This window comes from Pseudomonas zhanjiangensis, assembly GCF_041027545.1.
Taxonomy (GTDB): domain Bacteria; phylum Pseudomonadota; class Gammaproteobacteria; order Pseudomonadales; family Pseudomonadaceae; genus Aquipseudomonas; species Aquipseudomonas zhanjiangensis.
The window spans coordinates 14939-39582 of record NZ_JBFTEG010000006.1 but is presented as its reverse complement, the minus strand read 5'-3'; the positions used below and the strand labels follow the sequence as shown (position 1 = coordinate 39582).

General features: G+C 69.6%; 25 protein-coding genes and 2 pseudogenes. 13 read left to right on the top strand and 14 right to left on the bottom strand.

What is annotated here, in order from left to right; genetic code table 11:
• The 3 genes and pseudogenes from AB5S05_RS09510 to AB5S05_RS09500 all read right to left on the bottom strand — a co-directional run bounded on the left by AB5S05_RS09510 (position 1) and on the right by AB5S05_RS09500 (position 1787).
• Entirely contained in the window at positions 1-582 is a 582-nt protein-coding gene (locus AB5S05_RS09510) for a superoxide dismutase (protein ID WP_369287269.1), read from the bottom strand.
• A 198-nt stretch (positions 583-780) separates the two neighbouring features.
• A pseudogene (locus AB5S05_RS09505) lies at positions 781-1380 on the bottom strand (LysE/ArgO family amino acid transporter); the annotation flags it as partial.
• A gap of 5 nt (positions 1381-1385) precedes the next feature.
• Positions 1386-1787, bottom strand: a complete 402-nt coding sequence (locus AB5S05_RS09500; protein ID WP_369287268.1) for an ACT domain-containing protein — start codon at positions 1785-1787, stop codon at positions 1386-1388.
• Between the two features lie 99 nt (positions 1788-1886).
• Between AB5S05_RS09500 and AB5S05_RS09495 the strand changes: the two genes are divergently transcribed.
• Positions 1887-2783 (top strand): LysR family transcriptional regulator ArgP, encoded by an 897-nt coding sequence (locus AB5S05_RS09495; protein WP_369287267.1) that lies wholly within the window; start codon positions 1887-1889, stop codon positions 2781-2783.
• Here the strand turns inward: AB5S05_RS09495 and AB5S05_RS22155 are convergent.
• Both AB5S05_RS22155 and AB5S05_RS22150 read right to left on the bottom strand, forming a co-directional pair.
• On the bottom strand, positions 2780-3379 hold the full coding sequence (locus AB5S05_RS22155; RefSeq protein ID WP_438943563.1) for a methyl-accepting chemotaxis protein: 600 nt from the start codon (positions 3377-3379) through the stop codon (positions 2780-2782). The genes AB5S05_RS09495 and AB5S05_RS22155 overlap by 4 nt on opposite strands.
• Before the next feature lie 486 nt (positions 3380-3865).
• Positions 3866-4675: pseudogene (locus AB5S05_RS22150) on the bottom strand (cache domain-containing protein); the annotation flags it as partial.
• A 274-nt stretch (positions 4676-4949) separates the two neighbouring features.
• Here AB5S05_RS22150 and AB5S05_RS09485 point away from each other — a divergent pair.
• Positions 4950-5177, top strand: coding sequence for a ChaB family protein (locus AB5S05_RS09485; protein WP_369287265.1), 228 nt, complete (start codon positions 4950-4952; stop codon positions 5175-5177).
• A gap of 25 nt (positions 5178-5202) precedes the next feature.
• On the opposite strand, the gene AB5S05_RS09480 is transcribed toward AB5S05_RS09485, so the two are convergent.
• Positions 5203-6261, bottom strand: coding sequence for a saccharopine dehydrogenase family protein (locus tag AB5S05_RS09480; protein WP_369287264.1), 1059 nt, complete (start codon positions 6259-6261; stop codon positions 5203-5205).
• Between the two features lie 183 nt (positions 6262-6444).
• On the opposite strand from AB5S05_RS09480, the gene AB5S05_RS09475 reads away from it, so the two are divergent.
• Positions 6445-7437, top strand: coding sequence for an NAD-dependent epimerase/dehydratase family protein (locus tag AB5S05_RS09475; protein ID WP_369287263.1), 993 nt, complete (start codon positions 6445-6447; stop codon positions 7435-7437).
• Between the two features lie 9 nt (positions 7438-7446).
• Here the strand turns inward: AB5S05_RS09475 and AB5S05_RS09470 are convergent, their stop codons facing one another.
• On the bottom strand, positions 7447-7746 hold the full coding sequence (locus AB5S05_RS09470) for a hypothetical protein (protein ID WP_369287262.1): 300 nt from the start codon (positions 7744-7746) through the stop codon (positions 7447-7449).
• 309 nt (positions 7747-8055) lie between these two features.
• On the opposite strand from AB5S05_RS09470, the gene AB5S05_RS09465 reads away from it, so the two are divergent.
• Positions 8056-8892, top strand: a complete 837-nt coding sequence (locus tag AB5S05_RS09465; protein ID WP_369287261.1) for an ATPase — start codon at positions 8056-8058, stop codon at positions 8890-8892.
• A gap of 75 nt (positions 8893-8967) precedes the next feature.
• On the opposite strand, the gene AB5S05_RS09460 is transcribed toward AB5S05_RS09465, so the two are convergent.
• From AB5S05_RS09460 to AB5S05_RS09450, 3 genes are all read right to left on the bottom strand, one after another.
• Positions 8968-9471 carry a hypothetical protein gene (locus AB5S05_RS09460; RefSeq protein ID WP_369287260.1) on the bottom strand — a complete coding sequence of 168 codons (504 nt, stop codon included), beginning with the start codon at positions 9469-9471 and terminating at the stop codon, positions 8968-8970.
• Between the two features lie 149 nt (positions 9472-9620).
• On the bottom strand, positions 9621-10670 hold the full coding sequence (locus tag AB5S05_RS09455) for an alkene reductase (protein ID WP_369287259.1): 1050 nt from the start codon (positions 10668-10670) through the stop codon (positions 9621-9623).
• Positions 10671-10700: 30 nt separating this feature from the next.
• Positions 10701-11003, bottom strand: coding sequence for an ArsR/SmtB family transcription factor (locus tag AB5S05_RS09450; RefSeq protein WP_369287430.1), 303 nt, complete (start codon positions 11001-11003; stop codon positions 10701-10703).
• Between the two features lie 142 nt (positions 11004-11145).
• Here AB5S05_RS09450 and AB5S05_RS09445 point away from each other — a divergent pair, with 142 nt between their 5' ends.
• Positions 11146-11727: an acyl carrier protein phosphodiesterase gene (locus AB5S05_RS09445; RefSeq protein WP_369287258.1), complete on the top strand. Its 582-nt coding sequence runs from the start codon at positions 11146-11148 to the stop codon at positions 11725-11727.
• On the opposite strand, the gene AB5S05_RS09440 is transcribed toward AB5S05_RS09445, so the two are convergent.
• Positions 11724-14462: a cation-transporting P-type ATPase gene (locus AB5S05_RS09440; protein ID WP_369287257.1), complete on the bottom strand. Its 2739-nt coding sequence runs from the start codon at positions 14460-14462 to the stop codon at positions 11724-11726. The genes AB5S05_RS09445 and AB5S05_RS09440 overlap by 4 nt on opposite strands.
• Before the next feature lie 130 nt (positions 14463-14592).
• On the opposite strand from AB5S05_RS09440, the gene AB5S05_RS09435 reads away from it, so the two are divergent.
• Complete coding sequence (locus AB5S05_RS09435) at positions 14593-15441, top strand: universal stress protein (protein ID WP_369287256.1); 849 nt, start codon at positions 14593-14595, stop codon at positions 15439-15441.
• 1 nt (position 15442) lies between these two features.
• On the opposite strand, the gene AB5S05_RS09430 is transcribed toward AB5S05_RS09435, so the two are convergent.
• Both AB5S05_RS09430 and olsB read right to left on the bottom strand, forming a co-directional pair.
• On the bottom strand, positions 15443-16210 hold the full coding sequence (locus AB5S05_RS09430) for a lysophospholipid acyltransferase family protein (protein ID WP_369287255.1): 768 nt from the start codon (positions 16208-16210) through the stop codon (positions 15443-15445).
• Positions 16211-16312: 102 nt separating this feature from the next.
• Positions 16313-17071, bottom strand: coding sequence for an L-ornithine N(alpha)-acyltransferase (gene olsB, locus AB5S05_RS09425; protein WP_369287254.1), 759 nt, complete (start codon positions 17069-17071; stop codon positions 16313-16315).
• A 149-nt stretch (positions 17072-17220) separates the two neighbouring features.
• On the opposite strand from olsB, the gene AB5S05_RS09420 reads away from it, so the two are divergent.
• The 6 genes from AB5S05_RS09420 (at position 17221) to AB5S05_RS09395 (ending at position 21984) form a co-directional block, all read left to right on the top strand.
• Positions 17221-18108, top strand: coding sequence for an acyl-CoA dehydrogenase (locus AB5S05_RS09420; protein WP_369287253.1), 888 nt, complete (start codon positions 17221-17223; stop codon positions 18106-18108).
• A 54-nt stretch (positions 18109-18162) separates the two neighbouring features.
• Entirely contained in the window at positions 18163-19281 is a 1119-nt protein-coding gene (locus tag AB5S05_RS09415) for a serine hydrolase domain-containing protein (RefSeq protein WP_369287252.1), read from the top strand.
• Entirely contained in the window at positions 19278-19601 is a 324-nt protein-coding gene (locus AB5S05_RS09410) for an amidase (protein WP_369287251.1), read from the top strand. The genes AB5S05_RS09415 and AB5S05_RS09410 overlap by 4 nt, the downstream gene beginning before the upstream one ends.
• Positions 19602-19754: 153 nt before the next feature.
• Complete coding sequence (locus AB5S05_RS09405; RefSeq protein ID WP_369287250.1) at positions 19755-20912, top strand: phospholipase D-like domain-containing protein; 1158 nt, start codon at positions 19755-19757, stop codon at positions 20910-20912.
• Between the two features lie 112 nt (positions 20913-21024).
• Positions 21025-21606 carry a DJ-1/PfpI family protein gene (locus tag AB5S05_RS09400; protein WP_369287249.1) on the top strand — a complete coding sequence of 194 codons (582 nt, stop codon included), beginning with the start codon at positions 21025-21027 and terminating at the stop codon, positions 21604-21606.
• 69 nt (positions 21607-21675) lie between these two features.
• A complete protein-coding gene (locus tag AB5S05_RS09395) occupies positions 21676-21984 on the top strand; it encodes a ribbon-helix-helix domain-containing protein (protein ID WP_369287248.1) in 309 nt (102 codons plus the stop codon).
• A gap of 55 nt (positions 21985-22039) precedes the next feature.
• On the opposite strand, the gene AB5S05_RS09390 is transcribed toward AB5S05_RS09395, so the two are convergent.
• Complete coding sequence (locus AB5S05_RS09390; RefSeq protein WP_369287247.1) at positions 22040-22954, bottom strand: LysR family transcriptional regulator; 915 nt, start codon at positions 22952-22954, stop codon at positions 22040-22042.
• A gap of 129 nt (positions 22955-23083) precedes the next feature.
• Here AB5S05_RS09390 and AB5S05_RS09385 point away from each other — a divergent pair, with 129 nt between their 5' ends.
• On the top strand, positions 23084-24574 hold the full coding sequence (locus AB5S05_RS09385; protein WP_369287246.1) for an MFS transporter: 1491 nt from the start codon (positions 23084-23086) through the stop codon (positions 24572-24574).
• Positions 24575-24644: the final 70 nt, after the last annotated feature.

The following is a 24644-nucleotide window of genomic DNA, read 5'->3' as shown; positions in this document are numbered from 1 at the left end:
TTAGGCGGCGTAGTTGCTCGCCACGAAGTCCCAGTTGACCAGGTTCCAGAACGCCTCGACGTACTTCGGACGCAGGTTGCGGTAGTCGATGTAGTAGGCGTGTTCCCACACGTCGCAGGTCAGCAGCGGGGTGTCGCCGCTGGTCAGCGGGTTGCCGGCGCCGATGGTGCTGGCCAGGGCCAGGGAACCGTCGGCCTTCTTCACCAGCCAGCCCCAGCCGGAACCGAAGGTGCCGATGGAAACCTTGCTGAACTCTTCCTTGAACTTGTCGAAGGAGCCGAAGGCCGCGTTGATCGCGTCAGCCAGGGCGCCAGTCGGCTGGCCGCCGCCGTTGGGGCTCATGCAGTTCCAGTAGAAGGTGTGGTTCCACACCTGAGCGGCGTTGTTGAAGATGCCGCCCGACGAGGTCTTGACGATCTCTTCCAGGGTCTTGCCTTCGAACTCGGTGCCCGGCACCAGGTTGTTCAGGTTCACGACATAGGTGTTGTGGTGCTTGTCGTGGTGGTATTCGAGGGTCTCGGCGGAAATGTGCGGCTCGAGGGCGTTCTTCTCGTATGGCAGCGGCGGCAATTCGAAAGCCATGGTTTATCTCCTACTAAGGGTCAGGTGCGGTGAGCGCAAGGCCGATCACGGGCGGCCAGACTAGCGGCGGGAGTTTGTCCTCCTCGGGCCGCAGACCCGGAATCATAGCACCGCCCCCGCACCATAACCACGCGCCAACTGTGTGGAAAAGCCGGCTCCAGGGCCCTCGCCGGTCGCTGCGAGAACGGCCGAGGGCGTGCCTGGCATCATCAGCTGCCAGGCGATGCTGAGCATCATCAGGGCCACCGCCAGGTCGATCAGGCGCCAGGTCGTCGGCCGCGCGAGCCAGGGCGCCAGCCAGGCGGCGCCCAGGGCCAGGCTGAAGAACCACAGCAGCGAGGCGCTGGCGGCGCCCAAGGCATAGGCGCCGGGCTCGCTCTGCTGGGCGCCGAGCGAACCGATCAGCAGCACGGTGTCCAGGTACACGTGGGGGTTGAGCAGGGTCACCGCCAGGGCGGCCAGCAATACGGCACGGCGCGAGCGCGGAGCGTTCTCGCCGGCCTTGCTCAGCCCCTGGGGCCGGCAGGCGCGCCACAGCGCCCGGCCGCCGTACCAGAGCAGGAAGCTGGCGCCGCCCCAGCGGGCGATGCCCAGCAGCAGCGGGTCTTGCGCCAGCAGGGCGGCCAGGCCGAATACCCCGGCGCTGACCAGCAGGGCATCGCAGAGCACGCAGAGCGCGGCTACCGGCAGGTGGTGTTCGCGGCGCAGGCTCTGCGCCAGGACGAAGGCGTTCTGCGCGCCGAGGGCGATGATCAGTCCGGCGGCGATCAACAGACCGTTGCTATAGCTCTGCCACATGGCGTTCAGGCTCCCTGCTCGGCCAGCCGGCGCAGCACCGCCTGGGCCCGCGGGCCGTCGGCGGTGGCGACGAACAGGTGGTCGTGGTAGTAGCCGGCGATCAGGTTGCAGCTGATCCCGGCCTCGGCCAGGGCGCCGGCCACCGCGGCGGTCAGGCCCACCGCGCTGAGCGCCGAGTGCACCTGGAGGGTCAGCCAGGCGGCGACGTAGTCGAAGTCCAGGCCCAGGCGCTCAGCTTCATCACGCGCCACTATCACCGTCAACCCCTCGCGTTCGCGGAAGCTGCCCAGGGGCTGCACGCCCTGCAGTCGGCTCGGGTCGCCGATGCTGCAGAACACGTACTCGCCGGGATTGAGCAGCGGTTGCAGCTGACGTAGCAGGGTGGGTAACGCGGTTTCGCCGGCCATGGGGATGTCCTTGGGTGATGGGTTTGGATGTGGCCAGTCTGCTGGCTTTGGTTGTATAAGAAAAAGCAATATTGCTTATCACCCATTAGGAGAAGTGATTTGTTCGACTACAAGTTGCTGGCCGCGCTGGCTGCCGTGGTGGAGCAGGCCGGCTTCGAGCGCGCCGCCCAGGTGCTGGGCCTGTCGCAGTCGGCGGTGTCGCAGCGGATCAAGCTGCTCGAGGCGCGGGTCGGCCAGCCGGTGCTGGTGCGGGCGACGCCGCCGACGGCGACGGAAATCGGCCGACGCCTGCTCAATCACGTACAGCAGGTGCGTCTGCTCGAGCGCGACCTGCAGGATCAGGTGCCGGCGCTGGACGAGGGCGGTGCGCCCGAGCGCCTGCGCATCGCCCTCAATGCCGACAGCCTGGCGACCTGGTGGGCTCCGGCGGTGGGCGAGTTCTGCGCCGAGCAGCGGGTGCTGCTGGACCTGCTGGTGGAGGACCAGGAAGTCGGCCTCAAGCGCATGCGCGCCGGTGAGGTGGCGGGCTGCGTGTGCGCCGCCGAGCGTCCCCTGGCCGGCGCCCGCTCGCTGGCGCTGGGCGCCATGCGTTACCGGGCGCTGGCCAGCCCGGCCTTTATCGCCCGGCACTTCCCGAATGGCGTCGCGGCGCAGGAACTGGCGCGGGTGCCGGCGATCGTGTTCGGTCCGGACGACCAGTTGCAGCACCGCTACCTGGCCGCGCTGGGCGTGGCCGGCGGCTTCGCCCACCACCTGTGCCCGTCATCCGAGGGTTTCGTGCGCCTGGCCTGTGCCGGCTTCGGCTGGGGCCTGGTGCCCGAGCTGCAGGTCGAGCAGGCGCTGGCCAGCGGCGCCCTGCAGGAGATGCTGCCCGGCCAGCCGTTGGACGTGCCGCTGTACTGGCATCACTGGCGCAATGGCGGCGAGCTGATGGCGACCCTGACCCGCCACCTGCAGCGCGCGGCGCGGGCCTGGCTGGTGGCGCCCGCCGATTAGAGCTGGAAGTGCGCCACCAGCTGCTGCTGGCTGCCGGCGACCTGCTGCAGGTGTTCGCCGCATTCACGGGTGTGGGCCGCGGTCTGGCGGTTTTCTCCGGTCATCTGGTGCAGCTGGTGCATGTGCTGGTTGACCTCCTGGGTGGTGGCCGCCTGCTGCTCGGCGGCCGCGGCGATCTGGAAGGCCAGGGCGTGCACGCCCTGCAGCGAGTCGTCGAGGTGGGCCAGCGAGCCGAGTACGGCCTGGGTCTGCTCTTCCAGGGTATGGGCCTGTTCGGTGGAGCCCTGCATGCAGCTCTGCGCCTCGCTGGAGGAGGCGCCGATGCTGGCGATGGTCTGTTCGATCTCCTCGGTGGCGCTGCGGGTACGCAGGGCCAGGCTGCGCACCTCGTCGGCGACCACGGCGAAGCCGCGACCCTGCTCGCCGGCGCGGGCCGCTTCGATCGCGGCATTGAGGGCGAGCAGGTTGGTCTGCTCGGCGATGCCGCGAATCACCGCCAGCACCGAGCCGACCTGCTGGCTGCTGTCGGCCAGGGTGCGCACCACCCCGTCGGCCTGGCGCAGACCGGCGAGCAGCTGGTCCTGGCGGCCGATCATGCGCTGCAGGGTGTCCTGCATGCGGGTGAAGGCCTCGCGCGCCGCGGCGCTGCCGTCGGCGCTCTGGCTGGCGTTGGCGGCGATCTCCTGCACGGTGGCGGCCATCTGGTCGACCGCGCTGACCACCATCTCCAGCGCCTGCTGCTGCTGATCGAGGCGACTGCTGGTCTGGCCGGCGGCGCCGAGGATGTCGCCGCTGGCGTCGCCCACTGCCTGGCTGGCCTGGCGCAGCCGCTCGATCACCTCGCGCCAGGCGCCGGCCATCTCGTGCAGCGCCTGCATCAGGCCGCTGGGCGTGCCCTCGCTGGCCGCCAGGCGCAGTTCGCCAGCGGCCAGGCGCCGGGCCAGGGCGGCCATGCTGCTCGGTTCGCCGCCCAGGGGGCGCATCACGCTACGGCTGACCAGCCAGGTCGCCAGGGCTACCGCGGCAACGGTTAGCAGGCCGAGCAGGAGCATCTGCAGCATCAATTGACGCACCGCGGCAAAGGCCTGGGCCTGGTCCATCTCGGCGATCAGCGCCCAGTGCTGGCCACCGAACTCCAGGGGCACGAAGGCCTTGAGCGCCGGCTGGCCGTCCAGGCCCGGCTCGGCCAGGCGGCCCTGCTGGCCCTGCAGGGCTTGGGCGATGGCCTCGCCGGCCAGCGCCGCGCCTGGCTGTTCGCCGCGGCTGACCCGCTGCTCGGCGAAGCGCACCGAGTCGGAACGCAGCAGGCCATCGGCCCCGACCAGATAGGTTTCCCCGGCTTCACCCAGGCCCTGGCGGGTCTGCATCACGTCGTTGAGCGGGGCGATTGGCAGCTCCAGCATCAGCAGGGCGAGCAATTCGCCATCGGCGATGATGGGGGCGGCCAGGAACTGGCTGGGCTCGCCGGTCTGTGGGTTGACCCGCAGGTCGCCGATCTGCACCTGCTGGCTGCTCAGGGCGGCGTTGGCCAGGCGGGCCATGGGCGTGTCGCGCCATTGCGCATCGTTGAGGTTGTGCTGGTAGTCGGCGCCGCGCTGCACGCTGAAGATCACGTCGGCCTTGCCGTCGATCAGTTTCAGCTCGCTGAAGCCGAAGGTCTTGATGAAGTTCTCGAAGATCGGCCGGTCGTAGTTGGCGGCGCTGACCAGGGGCGCGCCGTTCAGGCCCTGGTAGCTGGTGGCCAGGTTGCTGGCCAGGGTGCTGAGCTGGTTGTGCCGCGATTGCCAGTTGTCCAGCAATTGCCGCTGTTTGATATTTGCCACGGCTTCCAGGGCGTTGAGGGTCTGCTCCTGCAGCGCCTGGCTGGCCTGGTGATAGGCGGTAAAGGCCATCGCCAGAACCGGGATCAGGCCGATGGCCAGATAGCTGAGCGCGAGTTTGAGACGTAGCGGCATCGAGGTGGCTCCGCGGGTAGAAGGGTTACACAGGGGAAGGGCTGTTGAATATTCTGCAAGATTCGTGCAAATAAATTGACGAGTCGTTAAAAATAAAGATCGCCGGGGCGGAGACCCGGAGCGTGCGACCTATAGTTGAGGAGGTAGGCATGGGCGCGTCCGGGCCGTCAGCCGACGGCTTGGTCACGGCGCCCCTGAAGGAGGTGGCCAGATGCCCTATGGCAGCTGCGAAGAATTGCCGGCGCCGGTCCGGGACAACCTGCCGCGACACGCCCAGGAGATCTATCGCAAGGCCTTCAACAGCGCCTGGGAGCAGTACCGCGATGCCGACGACAGGCGCGGCGAGGACAGCCGCGAGGCGGTGGCGCACAAGGTCGCCTGGGCGGCGGTGAAGGCGGTTTACGAGAAGAACGACGCCGGCGACTGGGTCGAGAAATAGGTCCCGCGCCGGCGCCGCCTTGGGCTCAGGAAATGACGATCTTGCCCGAGCCGGGCAACTGTTCCACACAGCGCTCGCCGAGCAGCCGCGACGGCGTGAAGTAGCCGCCGGGGCCGCTGTAGTCGAGCAGATGCCCCACCGCCAGCAACACGCCATGCACTGTTACCTGGTAACCATTGGCGGTCTCCAGGCGCGCGGTCCTGCGGCTGCCGGCGGCGTTGCGCGCCTCGCCCCACAGCCAGGTGCGCTGGCGCTCACGGCTGGCCTGATCGGGCCCTTGCACGCGTTTGTCGACCAGGTGTTTGAGCCAGCGCTGCACGGCATCCAGGCCGAGCAGCGGGCGCAGCGGGTCGAGCAGGCGCAGGCCGATGGCCAAGGCCGGGGGCGCCGGCACATAGACCTCGACATTGCCGATGCCGGTGGAGAAATAGGCGGTGGCCACATCGCCCCAGGGAATGGTCATCGCCGGCTTGGCACCTCGGCCGAAGTCGATGCGCTGGCGCTTGTAGCCCAGCGGCACCGGGTCGAGCATGCTGCGCCGGCGCACCCTGCCGCCAAGGGCGAGGCCCTCGACCAGGGTCTTGGCGGTGCCCGGCGACAGGCCGCCGGCGCTGTCGAAGCCCAGCGCCAGCTCGCAGGCATCCGGCAGCGCCTGGTGCAGGCAGGCGGCCAGGCAGTCGCTGGGGATCACGTCGAAGCCGACTCCGGGACAGACCACCAGGCCCAGTTGATGGGCCTTGTGGTGGTAGCCATGGGCGGCCTCGAACACGTCGATCTCGCCGCTGATGTCCAGGTAGTGGGTGGCGCTGGCCAGGCAGGCCTCGAGCATCGGCGCACTGGTGGCGGAGAAGGGGCCGGCGCAATGGGCAAGCACCGCCACATCGGCCAGCGCCTCGACGACTGCTTCACGCTGGTGCAGGTCGAAGACCCGGCACTCCAGGCCGAGCAGGCTGCCCAGGGCATGCACCGCGGCCGGATTGCGTCCGGCCAGGAGCGGCCTGAGGCCCTGACGCTGAGCCTCGGCAGCCAGCAGGTGGCCGGTATAACCGTTGGCGCCGTAAATCATCCAGTGTCGCTTGGCCATGGTCGATTCCTGTCGGGGGCGGTGGATAACAGCGTAGTCGCTCTCGCCGCCAGGGTACCGTTGGTCGCTTTTTTTCCGCTCGCCCAGGGACGCAGGGTCGCTGTTCTGGCGTGTTGCGCCACGGTGGCGCGGCACAGGCGCTGCTAGAGTGGGCGCATCACAGACGATCGAGGAAGGCGCGCAATGAAGATTCTGGTGACCGGGGCCAGCGGCTTTATCGGCGGACGCTTTGCCCGCTTCGCCCTGGAACAGGGCCTGGTGGTGCGGGTCAACGGGCGGCGGGCCGAGGGCGTCGAGCATCTGGTCAGGCGCGGTGCCGAATTCGTTCAGGGTGACCTGGGCGATGCCGAACTGGTGCAGCGCTTGTGTCACGACGTCGAGGCGGTGGTGCACTGCGCCGGTGCGGTGGGCGTGTGGGGCCGCTACCAGGATTTCCACCAGGCCAATGTGGTGGTCACCGAGAACGTCATCGAGGCCTGCCTGAAGCAGAAGGTACGGCGCCTGGTGCACCTGTCCTCGCCGTCGATCTACTTCGACGGCCGCTCGCACGTGGGGATCAAGGAAGAACAGGTGCCCAAGCGCTTCTTCGATCATTACGGCAAGACCAAGTACCTGGCCGAGCAGCAGGTGTTCGGTGCCCAGGAGTTCGGCCTCGAGGTGCTGGCGCTGCGTCCGCGCTCGGTCACCGGCGCCGGCGACGTGAGCATCTTTCCGCGGCTGATCAACATGCAGCGCAAGGGCCGCCTGTCGATCATCGGCAACGGCTTGAACCGGGTCGACTTCACCAGCGTGCACAACCTCAACGACGCCCTGTTCGCCGCACTGCTGGCCGGCGGGCCGGCGCTGGGCAAGGCCTACAACATCAGCAACGGCGCGCCTGTGCCGATCTGGGATGCGATCAACTATGTGCTGCGCCAGCTGGAGCTGCCGCCGGTGACCCGCCACCTGCCCTTCGCCCTGGCCTACACTGCGGCGACGCTCAACGAGGCGGTATGCAAGGTGCTGCCCGGCCAGCCGGAGCCGACCCTGTTCCGCCTGGGGGTGGCGATGATGGCCAAGGACTTTTCCCTGGATATCAGCCGTGCCCGGCAGTACCTGGATTACGACCCCCAGGTCAGCCTGTGGACGGCGCTGGATGAGTTCAGCCAGTGGTGGCGGGCCCATCACCCGGGGTGAGGGTCAACCTCAGGCGTAGACCCGCTGGCCGCGGTAGATACGTACCGAACCGCCGGCTGGCGCCGCCGGCGGCTGGGCAGGCTGCAGGACCTTGGCCGCTCGCTCTTCGCCGCGCTCGAAGGGACGCTCGCTGAACTGGGCGAGGCGCTGACCGAGTCGGCGGATTTCCTCGTCGCTCGAGGCCAGGCAGGCGCTGAGCATGGCAGTGATCGCGTCCGGCTGGCTCATGCGGATATCCAGCGCCTGTTCCTCGCGGATCTTGCGCCGCAGGGTCTTCATGCAGTCCAACACTTCTCGGGTCAGTTCCATGGGCCATCCTCCGGTGAGTGGAAGTGGGCCGGCTAGCACGCCTTCGGCCCGTCCCGCCGGCGGCTGGCCAGGCGGGGCGCCGCCCGGGTCGGCTTGCGAGGCGTGGTGCGGGCGGCGCCCGGAGTCAGCTGCAAAGTGCATACCAGTTCACCAAATGCGCAACTGTGCGGCCTGCAGTGGGTCCAACCTTGGCGATCGCGCGCCGCTGCGGTGCATGCTCGAGCGGCGGCGCCCGTCACTGATGCGCTGCGCGCGAACCGGTATACTGCGCGGCACCCAGCCCCCGATGCGTTTCTTGAAGGTTTACCCATGCGTAACGATGCCTACGACGAAGTCGATCATGTGCCCAGCCTGACGCCCGACGTGCGTGATCGCGATGAGTTCGATGGCGATCACTCGCGTGTTCCAGCCTACGGCCGTGCCGCCGCCGCCCCGGCCAAGAGCGCCAGCACCGGGCCCTTGTGGGCGCTGGTCGGCGCCCTGACCATCGCCCTCGGCGGCCTGGGCTGGTGGAGCTTCCAGCAGATCGGCCTGATGGAGCAGCAGCTGGTCGCCACCCAGGAAAGCTTCGCCCGAATCAGCGAGGAGGCCGCCGGCCGTCTGCAGGACATCTCCGGCAAGGTGGTGGCCACCGAGTCGACGGTGGTCAGCGGCAGCGAAGCACTGAAACTGCAGGTCAAGCAGCTGGAGAACAAGCTGGCCGAGTTGACCAAGCAGCAGCAGGCTGTCGCCGCTCAGCAGGCCGGCCAGGCCAAGCAGCTCGAGCAGCTGGCCAGCGGACTGAAGGCCCAGCAGGCAACGAGCGGCGAGGTTGCGGGCCAGCTGAAGAGCCTGAGCGGCGAGCAGGCGGCATTGAAAACCGCTCAGGCCGCGCTCAAGAGTGCCCAGGGCGAAGCCGCCAAGTTCGACGCTCAGCTCAAGAGTCTGGCCGCCGAAGTGGACGCTCTGAAGAAGATCGGCAATCCCAACCCGGCCATCGCCCGCCTGGAACAGGACGTGCTGGTGCTGAAAAGCGATCTGGAGAATCGCCCGGCGGCGAAGAGCAACACCGCCGAGTTCGACGCCTTCCGTGCTCAGATGACCCGCAATATCAATACCCTGCAGGCGCAGATCCAGAACCTGCAGGCGCAGATAGACGCCCGCTGATTCGCCACCGGCCAAGAAAAAAGCCCGCAGCGACTGCGGGCTTTTTTTATCCGGGTGTGCTCTGTGCGAGGGCTGCTAGCGCTCGCCCAGTCGAGCGTCCCGGGTTGGTTTGTCGATCCAGCGGGCAATATCCCGGGACAACGCCTCCACATCCCGCGCGAGAATCCCGCAGGTGCCTTTGAAGCCGCCGAAGACGCCGCCGGTGGAGCTGCGCTGGCCGACGAAGCTGCCAAGGACTTCGCCCTGGTTTTTCAGCTCGCCGCTGATGTTGACCCGTTTCGGACCGCTCCAGGCGCCGCCGCCAGGGGCCCAGATGCTCTCGATGACGACCGACAGGCGCGGTGCTGGTGTAGCGCCGGCGGCGTCGACCTCCAGCGGATCGAAGCCCTGCTTGCGCAGGTGTTTGTCCAGGGCGGTGGCGAAGCGCTGCTGCAGGGCGCATTCGCTTTGCGCCTTCTTGAACTCCACGTTTTCGGCAAACTGAACGCGGTCGATCACCAGCGGGCCGGCCGCGCCGGCCAGGGTGAATGGACTGATGCTCAGGGCAAGCGTGCACAGCAGGGGGGCGGTCAGCTTCACGGGGGAAATCCTTGTCTATTGAGTGGTTCCGCGGGGCGCTGACAGTAGCAGAAAACCGCCGGTGATCGAGAGGGGCCATGGCGTGAGCCCCAGTGCCCCGCGAGGAGCGAGGCACTGGGGCTTGTCGACCGCTTCGAGGCGTTCGGAAGTTACAGCTGCGGGTAGTCGATATAGCCCACCGGGCCTGCGCCGTAGAAGCTCTCCGGGCGCGGCTCGTTGAGCGCGGCGTCCTGGGCCAGGCGCGCCGGCAGGTCGGGGTTGGCGATGAAGGGGATGCCGAAGCCCACCGCATCGGCCTTGCCCGCGGCCAGCCAGGCGTTGGCCTGGTCCTTGGTGAAGCGCTCGTTGGCGATGAAGACGCCGCCGAAGGCCTCCTTCAGGCTTGGCGACAGGCTGTCGTCGGCTTCCTTCTCGCGGGCGAAGATGAAGGCGATGCCACGCTTGCCCAGTTCCCGGGCGACGTAGGTGAAGGTCTCGGCGCGGTTGCTGTCGCCCATGTCGTGGGCATCGGCGCGCGGTGCCAGGTGCACGCCAACCCGGCCGGCACCCCATACGGAGATGGCCGCATCGGTGACTTCCAGCAGCAGGCGTGCGCGGTTCTCGATGGAGCCGCCGTAGCGGTCGCTGCGCTGGTTGGTGCTGTCCTGGAGGAACTGGTCGAGCAGGTAGCCGTTGGCGCCGTGGATCTCCACGCCGTCGAAACCGGCGGCCTTGGCATTCTCTGCACCCTGGCGATAGGCCTCGACGATGTCCGCAATCTCCTCGGTTTCCAGGGCGCGCGGGGTGACGTAGTCCTTCAGCGGCCGCACCAGGCTGACGTGGCCCTTGGCGGCGATGGCGCTGGGCGCGACCGGCAGCTCGCCATCGAGATAGATGGGGTCGGAGATGCGGCCGACGTGCCACAGTTGCAGGACGATCTTGCCGCCGTGGGCGTGCACCGCCTTGGTGATGTTGCTCCAGCCGCGCACCTGCTCGTCCGACCAGATGCCGGGGGTGTCCGGGTAGCCGACGCCCATCGGCGTGACCGCGGTGGCCTCGCTGATGATCAGCCCGGCCGAGGCGCGCTGCACGTAGTACTCGGCCATCAGCGCGTTGGGCACGCGGCCGGCGTCGGCCCGGGTGCGGGTCAGCGGCGCCATGATGATGCGGTTGGCGAGTTCCAGCTCGCCGATCTTGATCGGGTCGAAAAGGCTAGGCATCGGGTAATCCTCGGTCAGGGGGTTGCGGGGCTAGAGTTGCTGGCTGATATGGCGCACAAACGCCTGGATGGTCGCTTCGTTGCGCTGGAAGAAGTGCCACTGGCCGACCTTCCTGCTGGTCACCAGGCCGGCGCGCTGCAGGGTCGCCAGGTGCGCCGATACTGTCGATTGCGACAGGCCGGTGCGCTGGTCGATCTTGCCGGCGCAGACGCCGAATTCCAGCGGGTGCTCCTGGTCGGCGAAGAAGGCTTCCGGGGTCTTCAGCCAGTGCAGGATGTCGCGGCGCACCGGGTGGGCCAGGGCCTTGATCACTTCGTCGATGTCCAGGGGCAGGTCGGGTGTTTGCACGTTCGGGTTCCAGGGTTGCTGTCGCGCCAAATCGCGATGGGACGAACTGTATATCGATGCCTGGCGATATACAGATCGTTCGCGCCGATAGTGATCATCGACCCGCCTGATGTGTAAGCTGCGGGGTATGAACTATCTCGCCCACCTGCACCTCGGCGGCGACGCGCCGGCGCAACTGCTCGGCAGCCTCTATGGCGACTTCGTCAAGGGGCCGCTGGCCGGGCAGTGGCCGGCGGATATCGAGGCGGCCATCCGCCTGCACCGGCGCATCGATGCCTTCACCGACAGCCATCCGCTGCAGGCCCAGGCGCGGGCGCGCTTTGCCGTCGAACGGCGGCGCTACGCCGGGATTCTCCTCGACCTGTTCTTCGACCACTGCCTGGCCCTGCATTGGAGCGACTACGCCGCCGAGCCGCTGGAGCAGTTCACCGGCCGGGTCTACCGGGTGCTGGACGCCGAGCCGGCCCTGCCCGGGCGCCTGGCGCTGATAGCTCCGCGCATGGCCGCCCAGGACTGGCTGGGCAGCTACCGCGAGTTCGCCGTGCTCGAGCAGGTGCTGGCGGGCATCGGTCGGCGCCTGTCGCGTCCCGGCCTGCTGGACGGCAGCCTGATCGAGCTGGAGCGCCTGTACCAGCCGCTGAGCGAGGATTTTCGCCAGTTCTACCCCGAGCTGGTCGAGTTCGCCCGGCGACTGCGGGCCGAGGCCTAGCCCGAGGCCGACTGCTGCCGGGCGGGTTTTCCGGGATGCAGGCGCCAGCGGCGGATCAGGCGCTTTTCCAGCTCCGCCGCGGCGAGCAGCAGCACACCGGCCAGCAGCACCCGCAGCCATTCGCCGGCCGCCAGGGCGGTGGAGCCGAACAGCCGCTGCAGTGGCGGGGCATAGGTGTAGAGCAATTGCAGGCCCAGGCAGGCGGCGATCGCCAGCAGCACCAGGGGGTTGCCCAGCAGGCCCTCGCGGTCGAGCACCGAGGCATAGATATGCCGGCTGCTGAGCAGGTAGGCCATCTCGCAGATCACCACGGTGTTGACCGCCATGGTCCGCGCGCTCTCCAGGCTGGTGCCGCGCTGCAGCTCCCAGAGGAACAGGCCGAGGGCGCAGATCATCATCAGCAGCGAGACCATCAGCACCCGCCAGACGAACAGCGGCGAGAGCATGGCCTGGCCCGGCGGCCTTGGCGGGCGGCTCATCAGGCCGCGTTCGGCGGGCTCGAAGGCCAGCGCCAGGCCGAGGGTGATGGAGGTCACCATGTTGATCCACAGCACCTGCACCGGGGTCAGCGGCAGGGTCAGCTGGAACAGGATCGCCGCCAGCACGATCAGCGCCTCGCCGCCGTTGGTCGGCAGCACGAACAGGATGAACTTCTGCAGGTTGTCGTAGATCGCCCGGCCCTCGCGCACGGCCGTGGCGATGCTGGCGAAGTTGTCGTCGGCGAGCACCACCTCGGCGGCTTCCTTGGCCGCCTCGGTGCCCTTGCGACCCATGGCCACGCCGACGTCCGCGCGCTTCAGGGCCGGCGCATCGTTGACCCCGTCGCCGGTCATCGCCACCACTTCGCCGCCGGCCTGCAGGGCCTCGACCAGGCGCAGCTTGTGCGCCGGGCTGGCGCGGGCGAAGACCTCGACCTGCGGCAGCAGCTCACGCAGGCGGCGCTCGTCGAGCAGCTCGATCTCGGCGCCGGTCAGGGCCGGGCGGGCGAGGCCGATGCCCAGGCGCGCACCGATGGCGCGGGCGGTCTCGACGTGGTCGCCGGTGATCATCTTCACCGCGATGCCGGCGCGGCGGCATTCGGCGACGGCGGCAATGGCCTCCTCGCGCGGCGGGTCGATCAGCCCGAGCAAGGCCAGCAGGGTGCAGCCGCTCTCCACGTCGGCATAGCTGAGGGTGCGCCGCTCGGGATCGGCCGGGCGGCTGGCGATGGCCAGCAGGCGCAGGCCGCGGGCGGCCAGGTCGCTGGCCTGGCGGCGCCAGTAGTCCGGGTCCAGCGGCTGGTCGCCGAGCGGGCCGCGCTGCTGGCTGCACATCTCGAGGATGCGCTCGGGGGCGCCCTTGAGGTAGATCAGGCCATGGCCGCGGTGGTCATGGTGCAGGGTGGCCATGAAGCGGTGCTCGGACTCGAAGGGGATCACATCGCTGCGCGGCCGCTGCGCCTGTTCGCTGGAGGGCTCGAGGCCGGCCTTGAGCGCCAGGGTATGCAGCGCGCCCTCGGTGGGGTCGCCGTGCAGGCGCCAGCTGCCATCGGCCTGCTGCTCCAGGCGGGCGTCGTTGCACAGCAGGGCGGCGCGGGCGACTTCGCGCAGGGCCGGGTCGACCTCCAGGTGCGCGCCGTCCAGGTGGAAGCCGCCCTCGGGGGCGTAGCCGACACCGCTCACCTCCAGCACCCGCGCGGCGCTGACCAGGCGCTGCACGGTCATCTCGTTACGGGTCAGGGTGCCGGTCTTGTCGGTGCAGATCAGGGTCACCGAGCCGAGCGTCTCGACCGCCGGCAGGCGACGGACGATGGCGTTCTGGCGGGCCATGCGCTGCACGCCGAGGGCGAGGATCACGGTCATGATCGCCGGCAGCCCCTCGGGAATCGCCGCGACGGTCAGCGCCACCACCAGCATGAACATCTCCGCGGCGTCCTGGCCGCGCCACAGGGTGCCGAGGGCGAAGGTGGCCAGGGCGAACAGCAGCAGGGCCAGGCTCAGGCCGCGGCTGAACGCATCCATCTGCCGCAGCAGCGGGGTGGTCAGGCTGTGCACCTGCTCGAGCAGGGCGCCGATGCGGCCCAGTTCGCTGGCCGCACCGGTGGCCACCACCAGGCCGAGGCCCTGGCCGCTGCTCACCAGGGTGCCGGAATAGGCCATGCTGCGGCGGTCGGCGAGCACCGCGTCGACGCCGTCGCGGGCAATCGACTTCTCCACCGGCAGCGATTCGCCGGTCAGTGCCGCCTCGTCGATGTACAGGTTCTTCACCTGCAGCAGGCGCAGGTCGGCCGGCACCTTGTCGCCCGCGACCAGCATGACGACATCGCCGGGCACCAGTTGCGCGGCGGCGATCTCGCGCCGCTCGCCGTCGCGCAGGACCATGGCCTGGGGCGACAGCAGCTGGCGAATGGCATCCAGGGCATGCTCGGCCTTGCCCTCCTGGATGAAGCCGATCAGCGCATTGATCACCACCACGGCGAGGATCACCGCGGTATCCACCCAGTGTTCGAGCAGTGCGGTGACCCCGGCGGCGGCGAGCATCAGGTACAGCAACAGGTTGTGCAGTTGCAGCAGCAGACGCCGCAGCGGGCCGCGCCGTCTGGGTGCGGGCAGGCGGTTGGCACCATGGCGTTGCAGGCGGGCGCCGGCCTCGCCCTGGCTCAGGCCGTCGGCGGCGCTGCGCAGCAGGTCGATGGCCTGCTGGGGTTCCAGGGCGTGCCAGGCGGTCGCCGGCGCGGCAGGCGTTGACTGGTCCATCGCGGCGCCTCCATGGATCTGCTGTTGCAACGGTAGCGCGATTGATCGCCGGCGGACTGATATGCATCAAGGCCGGCAGGCGTTTGTCGGGTATTCAATGGAAGTCAGTCAGCCGGTGGAGGTGAACGAGATGATCAAGATCATGGTGGCGACCGACCTGTCCGACCGCTCGGCGCTTGCCCTGCAGCGTGCCGTGCGCCTGATCAGGCAGCAGGGCGGCGGCGACTGGTGCCTGCTGCACGTGGTCGACGATCAGGCGCCGCAGGCCTATGTCGCCGAGCACGTGCAGCGGGTGCAGGCCCTGCTCGAGGAGGAGGCGCCGCAGCTGGCCGAGGACGCGGGCAGCCGGCCGCAGGTGCTGGTCGGCAGTGGCGAAGTCGAGGAGGTGGTCGCCAAGGCGGCCGAAGAGCAGGGCATCGACCTGATACTGGTCGGCGCCCAGCGCCGCTCGGCGTTGCGCGACTTCTTCGTCGGCCGCAGCGTGGAGCGCCTGATCCGCAGCAGCCAGCGGCCGGTACTGCGGGTCGCGGCGCCGGTCAACGGCGACTACCACAAGGCCCTGGTGGCCCTGGACGCCTCATCGACCTCGCTGCACGCGCTGGCCAGCGTGCGCAAACTGGGCCTGGTCGAGCCCGAGCAGTGCCACGCCTTGCGGGTGCTCGAGCCTGTGCCGATGGGCACGCTGGCCGAAGCCGGGATCGATTATCGGCAGCTCGAGCTGAAGGCCGGCGAGGTGTTGCAGATGCTGCGCGGCGAACTGAAGGAGGCCGGGCTGGGGCTGCCCGATGCGCAGGTGCGGGTGGAGCAGGGCCAGCCGCGCCAGGTCATCGCCGATGTGTTCAAGCAGTCCCAGGCCGATCTGCTGGTGATCGGCAGCCATGCCCGCAAGGGCCTGTCGCGGCTGGTGCTGGGCAGCGTCGCCAGCGGCCTGCTGAACGACCTGCAGGGCGACATCCTGTGCGTGCCGCCGCAGGCATGACTCAGGCGGCGCGCTGCAGATCGGCCTCGCCGTAGAGTGCACCAGCGACGGCGGCCTGGGCGCGCCGGGCCAGCTGGTTGCGGTTCAGTTCGCCGCTGGCGATGGGCGCCAGCAGCTGGATCTGCACCTCGGCGAGGTCGCTGCGCAGCAGGCGCAGCAGGTGCGAGAGCATGTCGTCGTCGCCGACGAAGGGCGCCACCGGGCACATCTGGCCATCGCGCAGGTAGCGGATGGCGACGGGCTGCACGGCCACGCCGCTGTCGATCGCACTGCTCAGCAGGCGGCCGTGGAAGGTGCGCAGGCTCTGCCCGTCACTGGTGGTGCCCTCGGGGAAGATCAGCAGCGAGCGGCCGCCGCGCAGGTGGCGGCCGAGCTGCTGACTGAGCAGGCTGCTGTCGCCCGAGCCGCGGCGGATGAACAGGGTGCCGGCCTTGTGCGCCAGCCAGCCGGCCAGGGGCCAGGTGCGCACCTCGGCCTTGGACAGGAACGACAGCGGGGTGAGCATGCCCAGCAGCGGGATGTCGGTCCAGGACACATGATTGCTGACCCACAGCATGGGCGCCCGCGGCAGCTCGCCCTGCACCTGCAGGCGGAACGGCAGGGCGGCGGCCAGGCGGGCCAGGAACCAGCGGGTCAGGCGTTGCCGGGTGGCCATCAGGTCGTGCCGCACCAGGCGTTCGAGCACGCCCACGGCGGCGCCGAGCAGGGCTCCCAGGGCAAGCACGGCGAGCAGGCGCAGCAGGCGCAGGGACAGGCGCAGTTTGTTCATCGGAGGCTCCAGCGGCGGGCAGAGGACAAGACGCCGGCACTGTTTACCGAGTGCCGGCACCGCGCGCAACTGCGTTGTGCGCAGGGGGCAATGCCCCCCAGGTCAGACGGCGGCCTTGAAGTGCCGCGCATAGCGCGGGCAGAGTTCGTCGCGCTTGAGCAGGATGAACACGTCGGCGACCTGGAAGTCCGGGTCCCAGCACGGCTCGCCACAGATTTTCGCGCCCAGGCGCATATAGGCCTTGAGCAGCGGCGGCAGCTCGGCGATCACGTTGCCCGGCACGTCCAGGGCCGGCAGCGGAGTCCTCGGTTCGGCGCGCAGGTGCTCGGTGCACAGGTAGCGCTCGCGCAGGCGCTGCATGATCGCCTGGGCCTGGATGCCGCCATCCTGCATGGGGATGCTGGCGCAGCCCATCAGGTAGCGGTAGCCGCCCTGGTTGAGCACTTCGGCCAGTTCGCCCCAGAGCACGGCGATGGTCGCGCCGTTGCGGTAGGCGGCGTCGACGCAGGTGCGACCGATCTCCAGCAGCGGCCCCTCGAGGTGCGGCAGGCCGTGCAGGCTGAACTCCTCTTCGCTGTAGTAGCGGCCCAGGTCGGCGGCGGCGCGATGGTCGAGCAGGCGGGTAGTGGCGACCAGCGCGCCACTGTTGAGGTCGCGCACGCCGATGTGCTGGCAGTGGCCGTCGTAGTCGTCCATGTCCAGGCCCAACTCGGCGCCCTTGAGCTTGGCATCGAACTCCGCGCTGAATACGCGAAAGCGCAGCGCCTGGGCCTCACGCAGGGCCGCCGGGCCGATCAGGCGCTCGGCCTGCAGGCGACGGGCGGGGGTGGTGCGGTCGCGGGTAAGCGTCATCTGGGTCATGCCGTCATCTCCAATAGCCGGCTTTGTCACTTGCAGCCGGTCGATCTTGTTGGGCAAGCTCAGGCTAGGTCGCACCGGTGTCACCGCCATGACGCTTCGGTGATGCTTGTATGACAGCCCCCAATTAGAACAACACCGAGGAGCCGTGCATGTCCTGGCAACCCCTGTTGCAACCCCAAGCGCGCCTGTCCGCCGCCGGCCTGGATGACTGGTACGCGGCCCTGCTGGCGCGTCTCGGCAGCCCGGTGCCGCTGGAGCTGGCCATGCTCGGCGGGCGCCTGGCGAGCAGCCCGGGCCTGGCCTTCTTCGCCGGTTACCAGGCGGCCCTGCGCGCGCTCTGGCCCTCGGCACCCTGGACGCCGGGGGCGCTCTGCGTGACCGAGAACCGCAGCACCCGCCCGGCGGACCTGCACACCCGTCTCAGCGGCCTGAGCCTGAGCGGCTGCAAGGACTTCGTCACCGCTGCCGAGGCCGCCGACTGGTGGCTGGTCGCGGCCCGCGAGGAGCCGCCGCAACAGGCGCCGCGCCTGGCCGTCGGGGTGGTGCGCCAGGGCACGCCGGGGGTGCGCCTCGAGGCGCTGCCGGCCCTGGCATTGATGCCGGACATCGGTCACGCCCGCCTGCACCTGGACGGCGCGCACTGCGAGCGCCTGCCCGGCGACGGCTGGGATGCCTACGTCAAACCCTTCCGCAGCATCGAGGACCTGCATGTGCTGAGCGCGGTCGGTGCCTGGCTGTATGGCGTCGGCCAGGAGTCGGCCTGGCCGCAGGCACTGCAGCTGCGCCTGCTGGCCCTGCTCGCCGGCTGCGCGGAAACCGCCCGGCAAGCGCCGACGCAGGCCGCGACCCATGTGCTGCTGGCGGGGCTGTTCGCCCAGATGAGCGCGCTCGACGGCGAGCTGGAGGCCGCCTTCGCCGCCGGCCCCGCGTCCTGGGCGGCGCTGTGGCGGCGCGACAAGGGGCTGCTGGGCATCGCCGCGACGGCGCGCGCCAAGCGCCTGGACAAAGCCCTCGGCGTCCTGGGGCTGCCTTCATAGCGTCATCGACGCCGTGCTAGCGTGCCGGTCGACCTTTCAGCACGGGGCGCCGCCATGCCACTTCCCGTTGTTCGCCCGCTGGCCCTGGCCCTGGCCTGTCTCGGCGCCTGCACCCTGGCCCGCGGCGAAGCCTGGCCGCAGCGCGACTGGAGCCTGGCACCCGCGGCCCCCAGCCCGGCGCTGGCCGAGCTGCAGGCCTACGCCTTTCCGGTTCGCGACGATGTCAGTCGCCGCGGGGTGCGCACCGATGCCCTGCTGGTGGTGCAGGACGGCCGAGTGGTGTACGAGCGCTACGCCGGGCCCACCGGAGTCGATACCCCGCACCTGACCTGGTCGGTGAGCAAGAGCCTGCTCGCCTGCGTGCTGGGCGTGGCCTACGCCCAGGGCCGCTTCCAGCTCGATGCGCCGGTGGCGCGCTACTACCCGGGCTTCGCCGCACACCCGCGGATCAGGCTCGGCCACCTGCTCAACTGGGCCTCGGGGCTGGACTGGCAGGAGGACTACGAATACGCGCCGCTCAAGTCCTCGGTGGTGGCCATGCTCTATACCCGCGGACGAGGCGACATGGCCGCCTTCGCCGCCGGCCACGCGGCGGCCGCACCGCCGGGCACGCGCTTCGTCTATTCCAGCGGCGACAGCACGGTGCTGGCCGCGGCGCTGCGCGGCATGGTCGGCGCCGACGCCTACCCGGACTACCCCTGGGACGCGCTGTTCGAGCCGCTGGGGATCGCCTCGGCGGTCTGGGAAACGGATGCCGCCGGCACCTTCGTCGGCTCGTCCTACGCCTATATGAGTGCCCGCGACCTGGCCCGTGTCGGCCTGCTGATGCAGCGCGACGGCCGCTGGGGCGAGCGCCAGCTGCTGCCCAGGACCTGGGTCGCGTTCAACCGCATGCCCTTTGCCCACTACCGGGCGCAACCGGAGCAGGCCGGCGAGGCGGTGCCGGGCGGGCACTGGTGGCTGAACGCCGAACTGTCCGGCGCGCCGCGGCCCTGGGCGGACGTGCCGGCCGATGCCTTCGCCGCCCTCGGCCACTGGGGGCAGGCGCTCTATGTGCTGCCCAGCCAGCGCCTGGTGGTGGTGCGCTACGCCGATGACCGCGATGCCAGCTTCCGCCACAACCAGTTGCTCAAACGGGTGCTGGCGGCCTTCGGTGAGGCGCCCCAGCCATGATCCGGCGCCATCCGTTCGCCTGCCTGCTGGTGCTGCTCGGGCTCCTGCTGGCGACCCTGGCCTGGACCAACCGGGTACACCTGCAGGCCTTCAGCCGGATCCTTGCGGCCTATTCGGCCAAGGAGTACTGCTCCTGCCGCTATGTGATGGGCCACCCGGCCGGTTACTGCGCCGCCTACGTCGAGCAGTACCTGCCGCTCAGCGAGTTGGTCGACGATGAGCAGCGCCGCCGCGTCAGCGCGCGCGGCCTGGGCAACACCCAGGTCGCGCAATGGCAGGGGCAGCGCCAGGGCTGCCGGCTGCGCGTCGAGGCGCCCTGAGCGCGGCGCCGGGTTTGCAAGGCGTGGGTGGACGGCTATTGTGGCGGCTCAACCGTCTGTCGCCCGAGGTCCCATGCCAACGCGCCCCCGCCTGTCGAGTAGCTGCAGTGCCTTCATCCCGTGCGCAGGACCTGCGCGGGCCGGGCGCCGCTGATGCAGGGGGCGACCTTTCCCTGGCGTGCCGGCAACCGCTTCGAGCTGCTCAATGACGGGCCGGTGTTCTTCCCGCGCATGCTCGCGTCGATCGCCGCGGCCCGCCAGCGGGTCGAACTGGAGCTCTACCTGGTGGAGAGCGGCGCGTGCACCGAGGCCTTGTCCCAGGCCCTGTGCGAGGCCGCGCAACGGGGCGTGGCGGTGCGCTGCCTGTTCGATGACTTCGGTTGCCGCGGCCTGCGCCAGGTCGACCGCCTGCGCCTGAGCCAGGCGGGGGTGCAGCTGCGCTGGTACAACCCGTTGCGCCTGCGCCGGGGCCTGCGCAACCTCTACCGCGACCACCGCAAGCTGCTGCTGGTCGATGGCCGGAGCGCCTTCGTCGGCGGCTCCGGCTCGAGCGATGCATTCTGGCTGCCGGGCGCCGCCGACAGCGCCTGGCGTGAGGTGATGGTGGAGGTCAGCGGGCCGCTGGTGGCCGACTGGCAACAGTTGTTCGATCGCCAGTGGCAGGCCTGCCGCACCCGCCTGGCCTGGCGCCCGCAGCCGGTGCTGGGGCTCATGCACCTGCCGACCGCGCCGCCGCTGGGCCAGGGGCTGGGGCGGGTGGCCTACGCCGATGCCCGCCAGCACCGCGACATCCTGCAGTCGCTGATGCGCGCGTTGCGCGGCAGCGACCGCCGCATCTGGCTGGCCACGCCCTACTTCCTGCCCACCTGGAAGGTACGCCGCGCCCTGCGCAAGGCGGCCGAGCGCGGCGTCGACGTGCGGCTGCTGCTCAGTGGTCGACACAGCGACAGCCCGCCGGTGCGCTTCGCCGGCGAACGCTACTACCCCAAGCTGCTCAGGGCCGGCGTGCGCATCTTCGAATACCAGCCGCGCTTCCTGCACCTGAAGATGGCCCTGGTCGATGACTGGATCAGCCTCGGCTCCTGCAACTTCGACCGCTGGAACCTGCAGTTCAACCTCGATGCCAACCTGGAGGCGCTCGACCCCCAGTTGACTGCGGCGGTGGCGGCCAGCTTTCAGGCCGACTTCGCCGTCAGCGAGGAGATCACCCGGGCGCAGTGGCGCGCGCGGCCACTGTGGCGGCGCCTGCAGCAGCGCCTGTGGAGCTGGCTGGATCGGCTGGTGGTCAACCTGCTGGATCGTCGCCGCTAGGGACGGCACGGCGCCCTGCAGGGTTTTTCCGCGCCTGTAGTTCTAGGCTATTACCTAGGCGCCGACGAGGCGTTCGATACTCCTCCCGTCCCCAACTGCCCGGAGAAAGCCCATGACAGCGAAAAACATTCTGATGCTGGTCGGCGACTACGTCGAAGACTACGAGGTGATGGTGCCGTTCCAGGCCCTGCAGATGATCGGTCACTGCGTGCATGCGGTCTGCCCGGACAAGACCGCCGGCCAGACCGTGCGCACCGCCATCCATGACTTCGAGGGCGAGCAGACCTACAGCGAGAAACCGGGCCACAACTTCGCCCTCAATTTCGACTTCGCCAAGGTCAGGGTCGAGCATTACGATGCCCTGCTGATTCCCGGCGGTCGCGCCCCGGAATACCTGCGCCTGAACGAGGAGGTGCTGGCCCTGGTCAGGGCCTTCGACGCCGCCAACAAGCCGATCGCCGCGGTCTGCCATGGCGCCCAGCTGCTGGCCGCCGCCGGCGTGCTCGAGGGCCGCCAGTGCAGCGCCTACCCGGCCTGTGCCCCGGAAGTACGCCTGGCCGGCGGCGAGTACATGGACATCGCCGTGGACCATGCCCACGTGCAGGGCAACCTGGTCACCGCCCCGGCCTGGCCGGCGCACCCGATCTGGTTGGCCGGCTTCCTCACCCTGCTGGGCACCAAGATCAGCCTGTAGGCTGAGGACGAGCATTTCAACGCGGATACGGGGCCCAGCGTCCCTCCGCTTCTGCAAGGGAACTGGGCCATGTGCGAGCTGTACGTCAAAGCCGATCCGATTCTCTACGAGTCCCGCTCGCGCTCGCTGCGCATCCGCGGGGTGGTGACCACCCTGCGCCTGGAAAACCAGTTCTGGGACATCCTCCGGGAGATTGCCGAAGTCGACGGCATGAGCACCAACCAGCTGATCGGCAAGCTCTACGAGGAAGTGATGGACTACCGCGGCGAGGTGGTCAACTTCGCCTCCTTCCTGCGGGTCAGTTGCACCCGCTACCTGGCCCAGCGTCCCGAGCGCGTTGTCGAGCTGAGTCGGGTGCGGGCGCGCGTCAGGCCTTGAGGGGCCGATCTCGACGCTGGCCGATGCCGCCGCGCAACCGGGGCTCGGCAGCGGCTTAGCGTGGCACTGGCGTATCCGGCTGTTCACTGCAGGCGTGGCGGACGCACTCGCGCAGCCATCGATGCGCCGGGTCGGCATGCATGCGCGGGTGCCACAACAGGGCTACGGTGATCGGCGGCGTGCTGAACGGCAGGGCAAAGCTGAACATGCCCTCGCTCAGGCTGGCGCTATGGCGTTCGGGGACGGTGGCGATCAGGTCGCAGGCGCGTGCCAGGGCCAAGGCGGCCGACAGGCCGCCGACCATGCTGACGATCTGCCGTTGCAGGCCGAGCGCGCTCAGCGCCTCGGCGACCGGCCCCAGGTCCTGGCCCCGCCGCGAGACCAGCACGTGGCGCCCAGCCATGTAGCGGGCCAGGGTGATCTCGCCCCGGCTCAGCGCATGCCCCCTGCGCACCACACCAATGAAGCGGTCGTGGAACAGGGGCCGCATATGCAGTTCCGGGCTGGTCGTCTCGCCGACCACACCGGTGTCCAGGTCGACGCTTGCGTCGCGCAGCGCGGTGCTGTCCTTGTCGGCCTTGTGCACGAAGCGCAGGCGCACACCGGGCGCCTCGGCAGCGATGCGGGCCAGCAGGCGCGCGCCGAAGTTCTCCACGAAGCCATCACCGGTGCGCAGGGTGAAGGTGCGCTCGAGCTGCGCGAGATCGAGCAGCTCGACGGGGCGCAGCACCGCTTGCGCCTCCAGCACCAGCGGAGCGACCCGCTCGCGCAACTCCAGCGCCCGCGGCGTGGGCACCAGGCCGCGTCCGGCCCTGACCAGCAGCGGGTCGCCGGTGGTTTCGCGCAGTCGCGCCAGGGCGCGGCTCATGGCCGAGGGGCTCAGCCGCAGCCGTTGCGCCGCGCGCGCGACTGAGCCCTCGGCGAGCAGCGCATCCAGGGTGATCAGTAAATTGAGATCCGGTGTCGACATGCCTGAATCCTCGCAAGGCGCTGTTTTATACATGGCGTCAGATGCATGAATAAAGTGCAAATGCTGCGCCTTCCGCCACTTCTGATAGCGCATTAGGCTCCTGACAGCAACCTCCAGGGAGTCGCCAACATGAGCAGTACATCCAGGCCAATCGACCTCCGAGTGCCCGGGCTGGCCGCCGAACAGGCCAAACGCCGGCCCTCGTCACAGTGGGCGCTGGTCGCCCTCGCACTCAGCATGCTGCTGTCCTCGCTGGCCAGCAGCATCGTCAACATCGGCTTGCCGACCCTGGCCCAGGCCTTCGGCGCCAGTTTCCAGGACGTCCAGTGGGTGCTCCTCGTCTACCTGCTGGCGATCACCACCCTGATCGTCAGCGTGGGGAGACTCGGCGACCTGCTCGGTCGCCGGCGCCTGTTGCTGGCGGGGATGCTGCTGTTCACCGGCGCCTCGGCCCTGTGCGGCGCCGCCTCCACGCTCTGGCTGCTGCTCGCCGGCCGCGCCCTGCAGGGCCTCGGCGCCGCCATCATGATGGCCCTGACCATGGCCTCGATAGGCGCGACCGTGAGCCAGGAGAAGACCGGCAGCGCCATGGGGCTGCTCGGCACCCTGTCGGCGGTCGGCACCGCGCTCGGCCCGACGCTGGGCGGTGTGCTGATCGCCGGGTTCGGCTGGCGGGCCCTGTTCTTCATCAACCTGCCGCTGGGGCTGCTGGCCTTCATCCTCGCCATTCGCCACCTGCCCGCCGACCCGCCGGCAGCGACGGCCGAGCGCGTGGGTTTCGACCACCCGGGAACGCTGTTGCTCGTCGCGACGCTGGGCGCCTATGCGCTGGCCATGACGCTGGGGCACGGCAGCTTCGGTCCGCTCAATGCGGCGCTGCTGCTGGGCGCGGCCTGCACCGCCGGCCTGTTCCTGCGGGTCGAAAGCCGGGCGGCGTCGCCCTTGATCCGCCTGACGATGTTCCGCGACTCGCGCCTGGGCGCCAGCTTCGCGATGAGCGCCCTGGTGATGACCGTGATGATGGCCACGCTGGTGGTCGGTCCCTTCTACCTCGGCGCCGCGCTCGGGCTCGATGCGGCCCGTGTCGGCCTGGCCATGTCCTGCGGCCCTATGGTGTCCGCGCTGGCCGGGGTGCCGTCCGGCCGTCTCGTCGATCGCTGCGGCGCCCAGCGCATGACCCTGGTCGGCCTCGGCGCCATGCTGGTCGGTGCCGGCATCCTGCCATTGCTGCCGCTGGCGTTCGGCGTCCCGGGTTACGTCGCCCCGCTTGTCGTCCTAACCGCCGGCTACGCGCTGTTCCAGGCGGCCAACAATACCGCGGTCATGGCCGATGTGCGCCCGGAGCGGCGTGGCGTGGTCGCCGGGCTGCTCAACCTGTCGCGCAACCTCGGCCTGATCACCGGGGCATCGCTGATGGGCGCGGTGTTCGCCCTGGGGGCGGCGACCAGCGACATCACCCGCGCCTCTGCCCAGGCGGTCGCCGTCGGCATGCGCAGCACCTTCGGCGTCGCCACGCTGCTGATCGTCATTGCACTGGTCATCGCCATCGCCAGTCATGCCCTGGCGCGGCGCAACCGTCCCGCCGGCCCGCAAAGGCAAGGTGCCCAGGGCCCCGAGTGAGCGCTGCGCCATGGGCGCAGCCGCGGGCGGGCCGAGGGACGCCGTTGCGGCTGTTGCCCGCCGCAGGTGC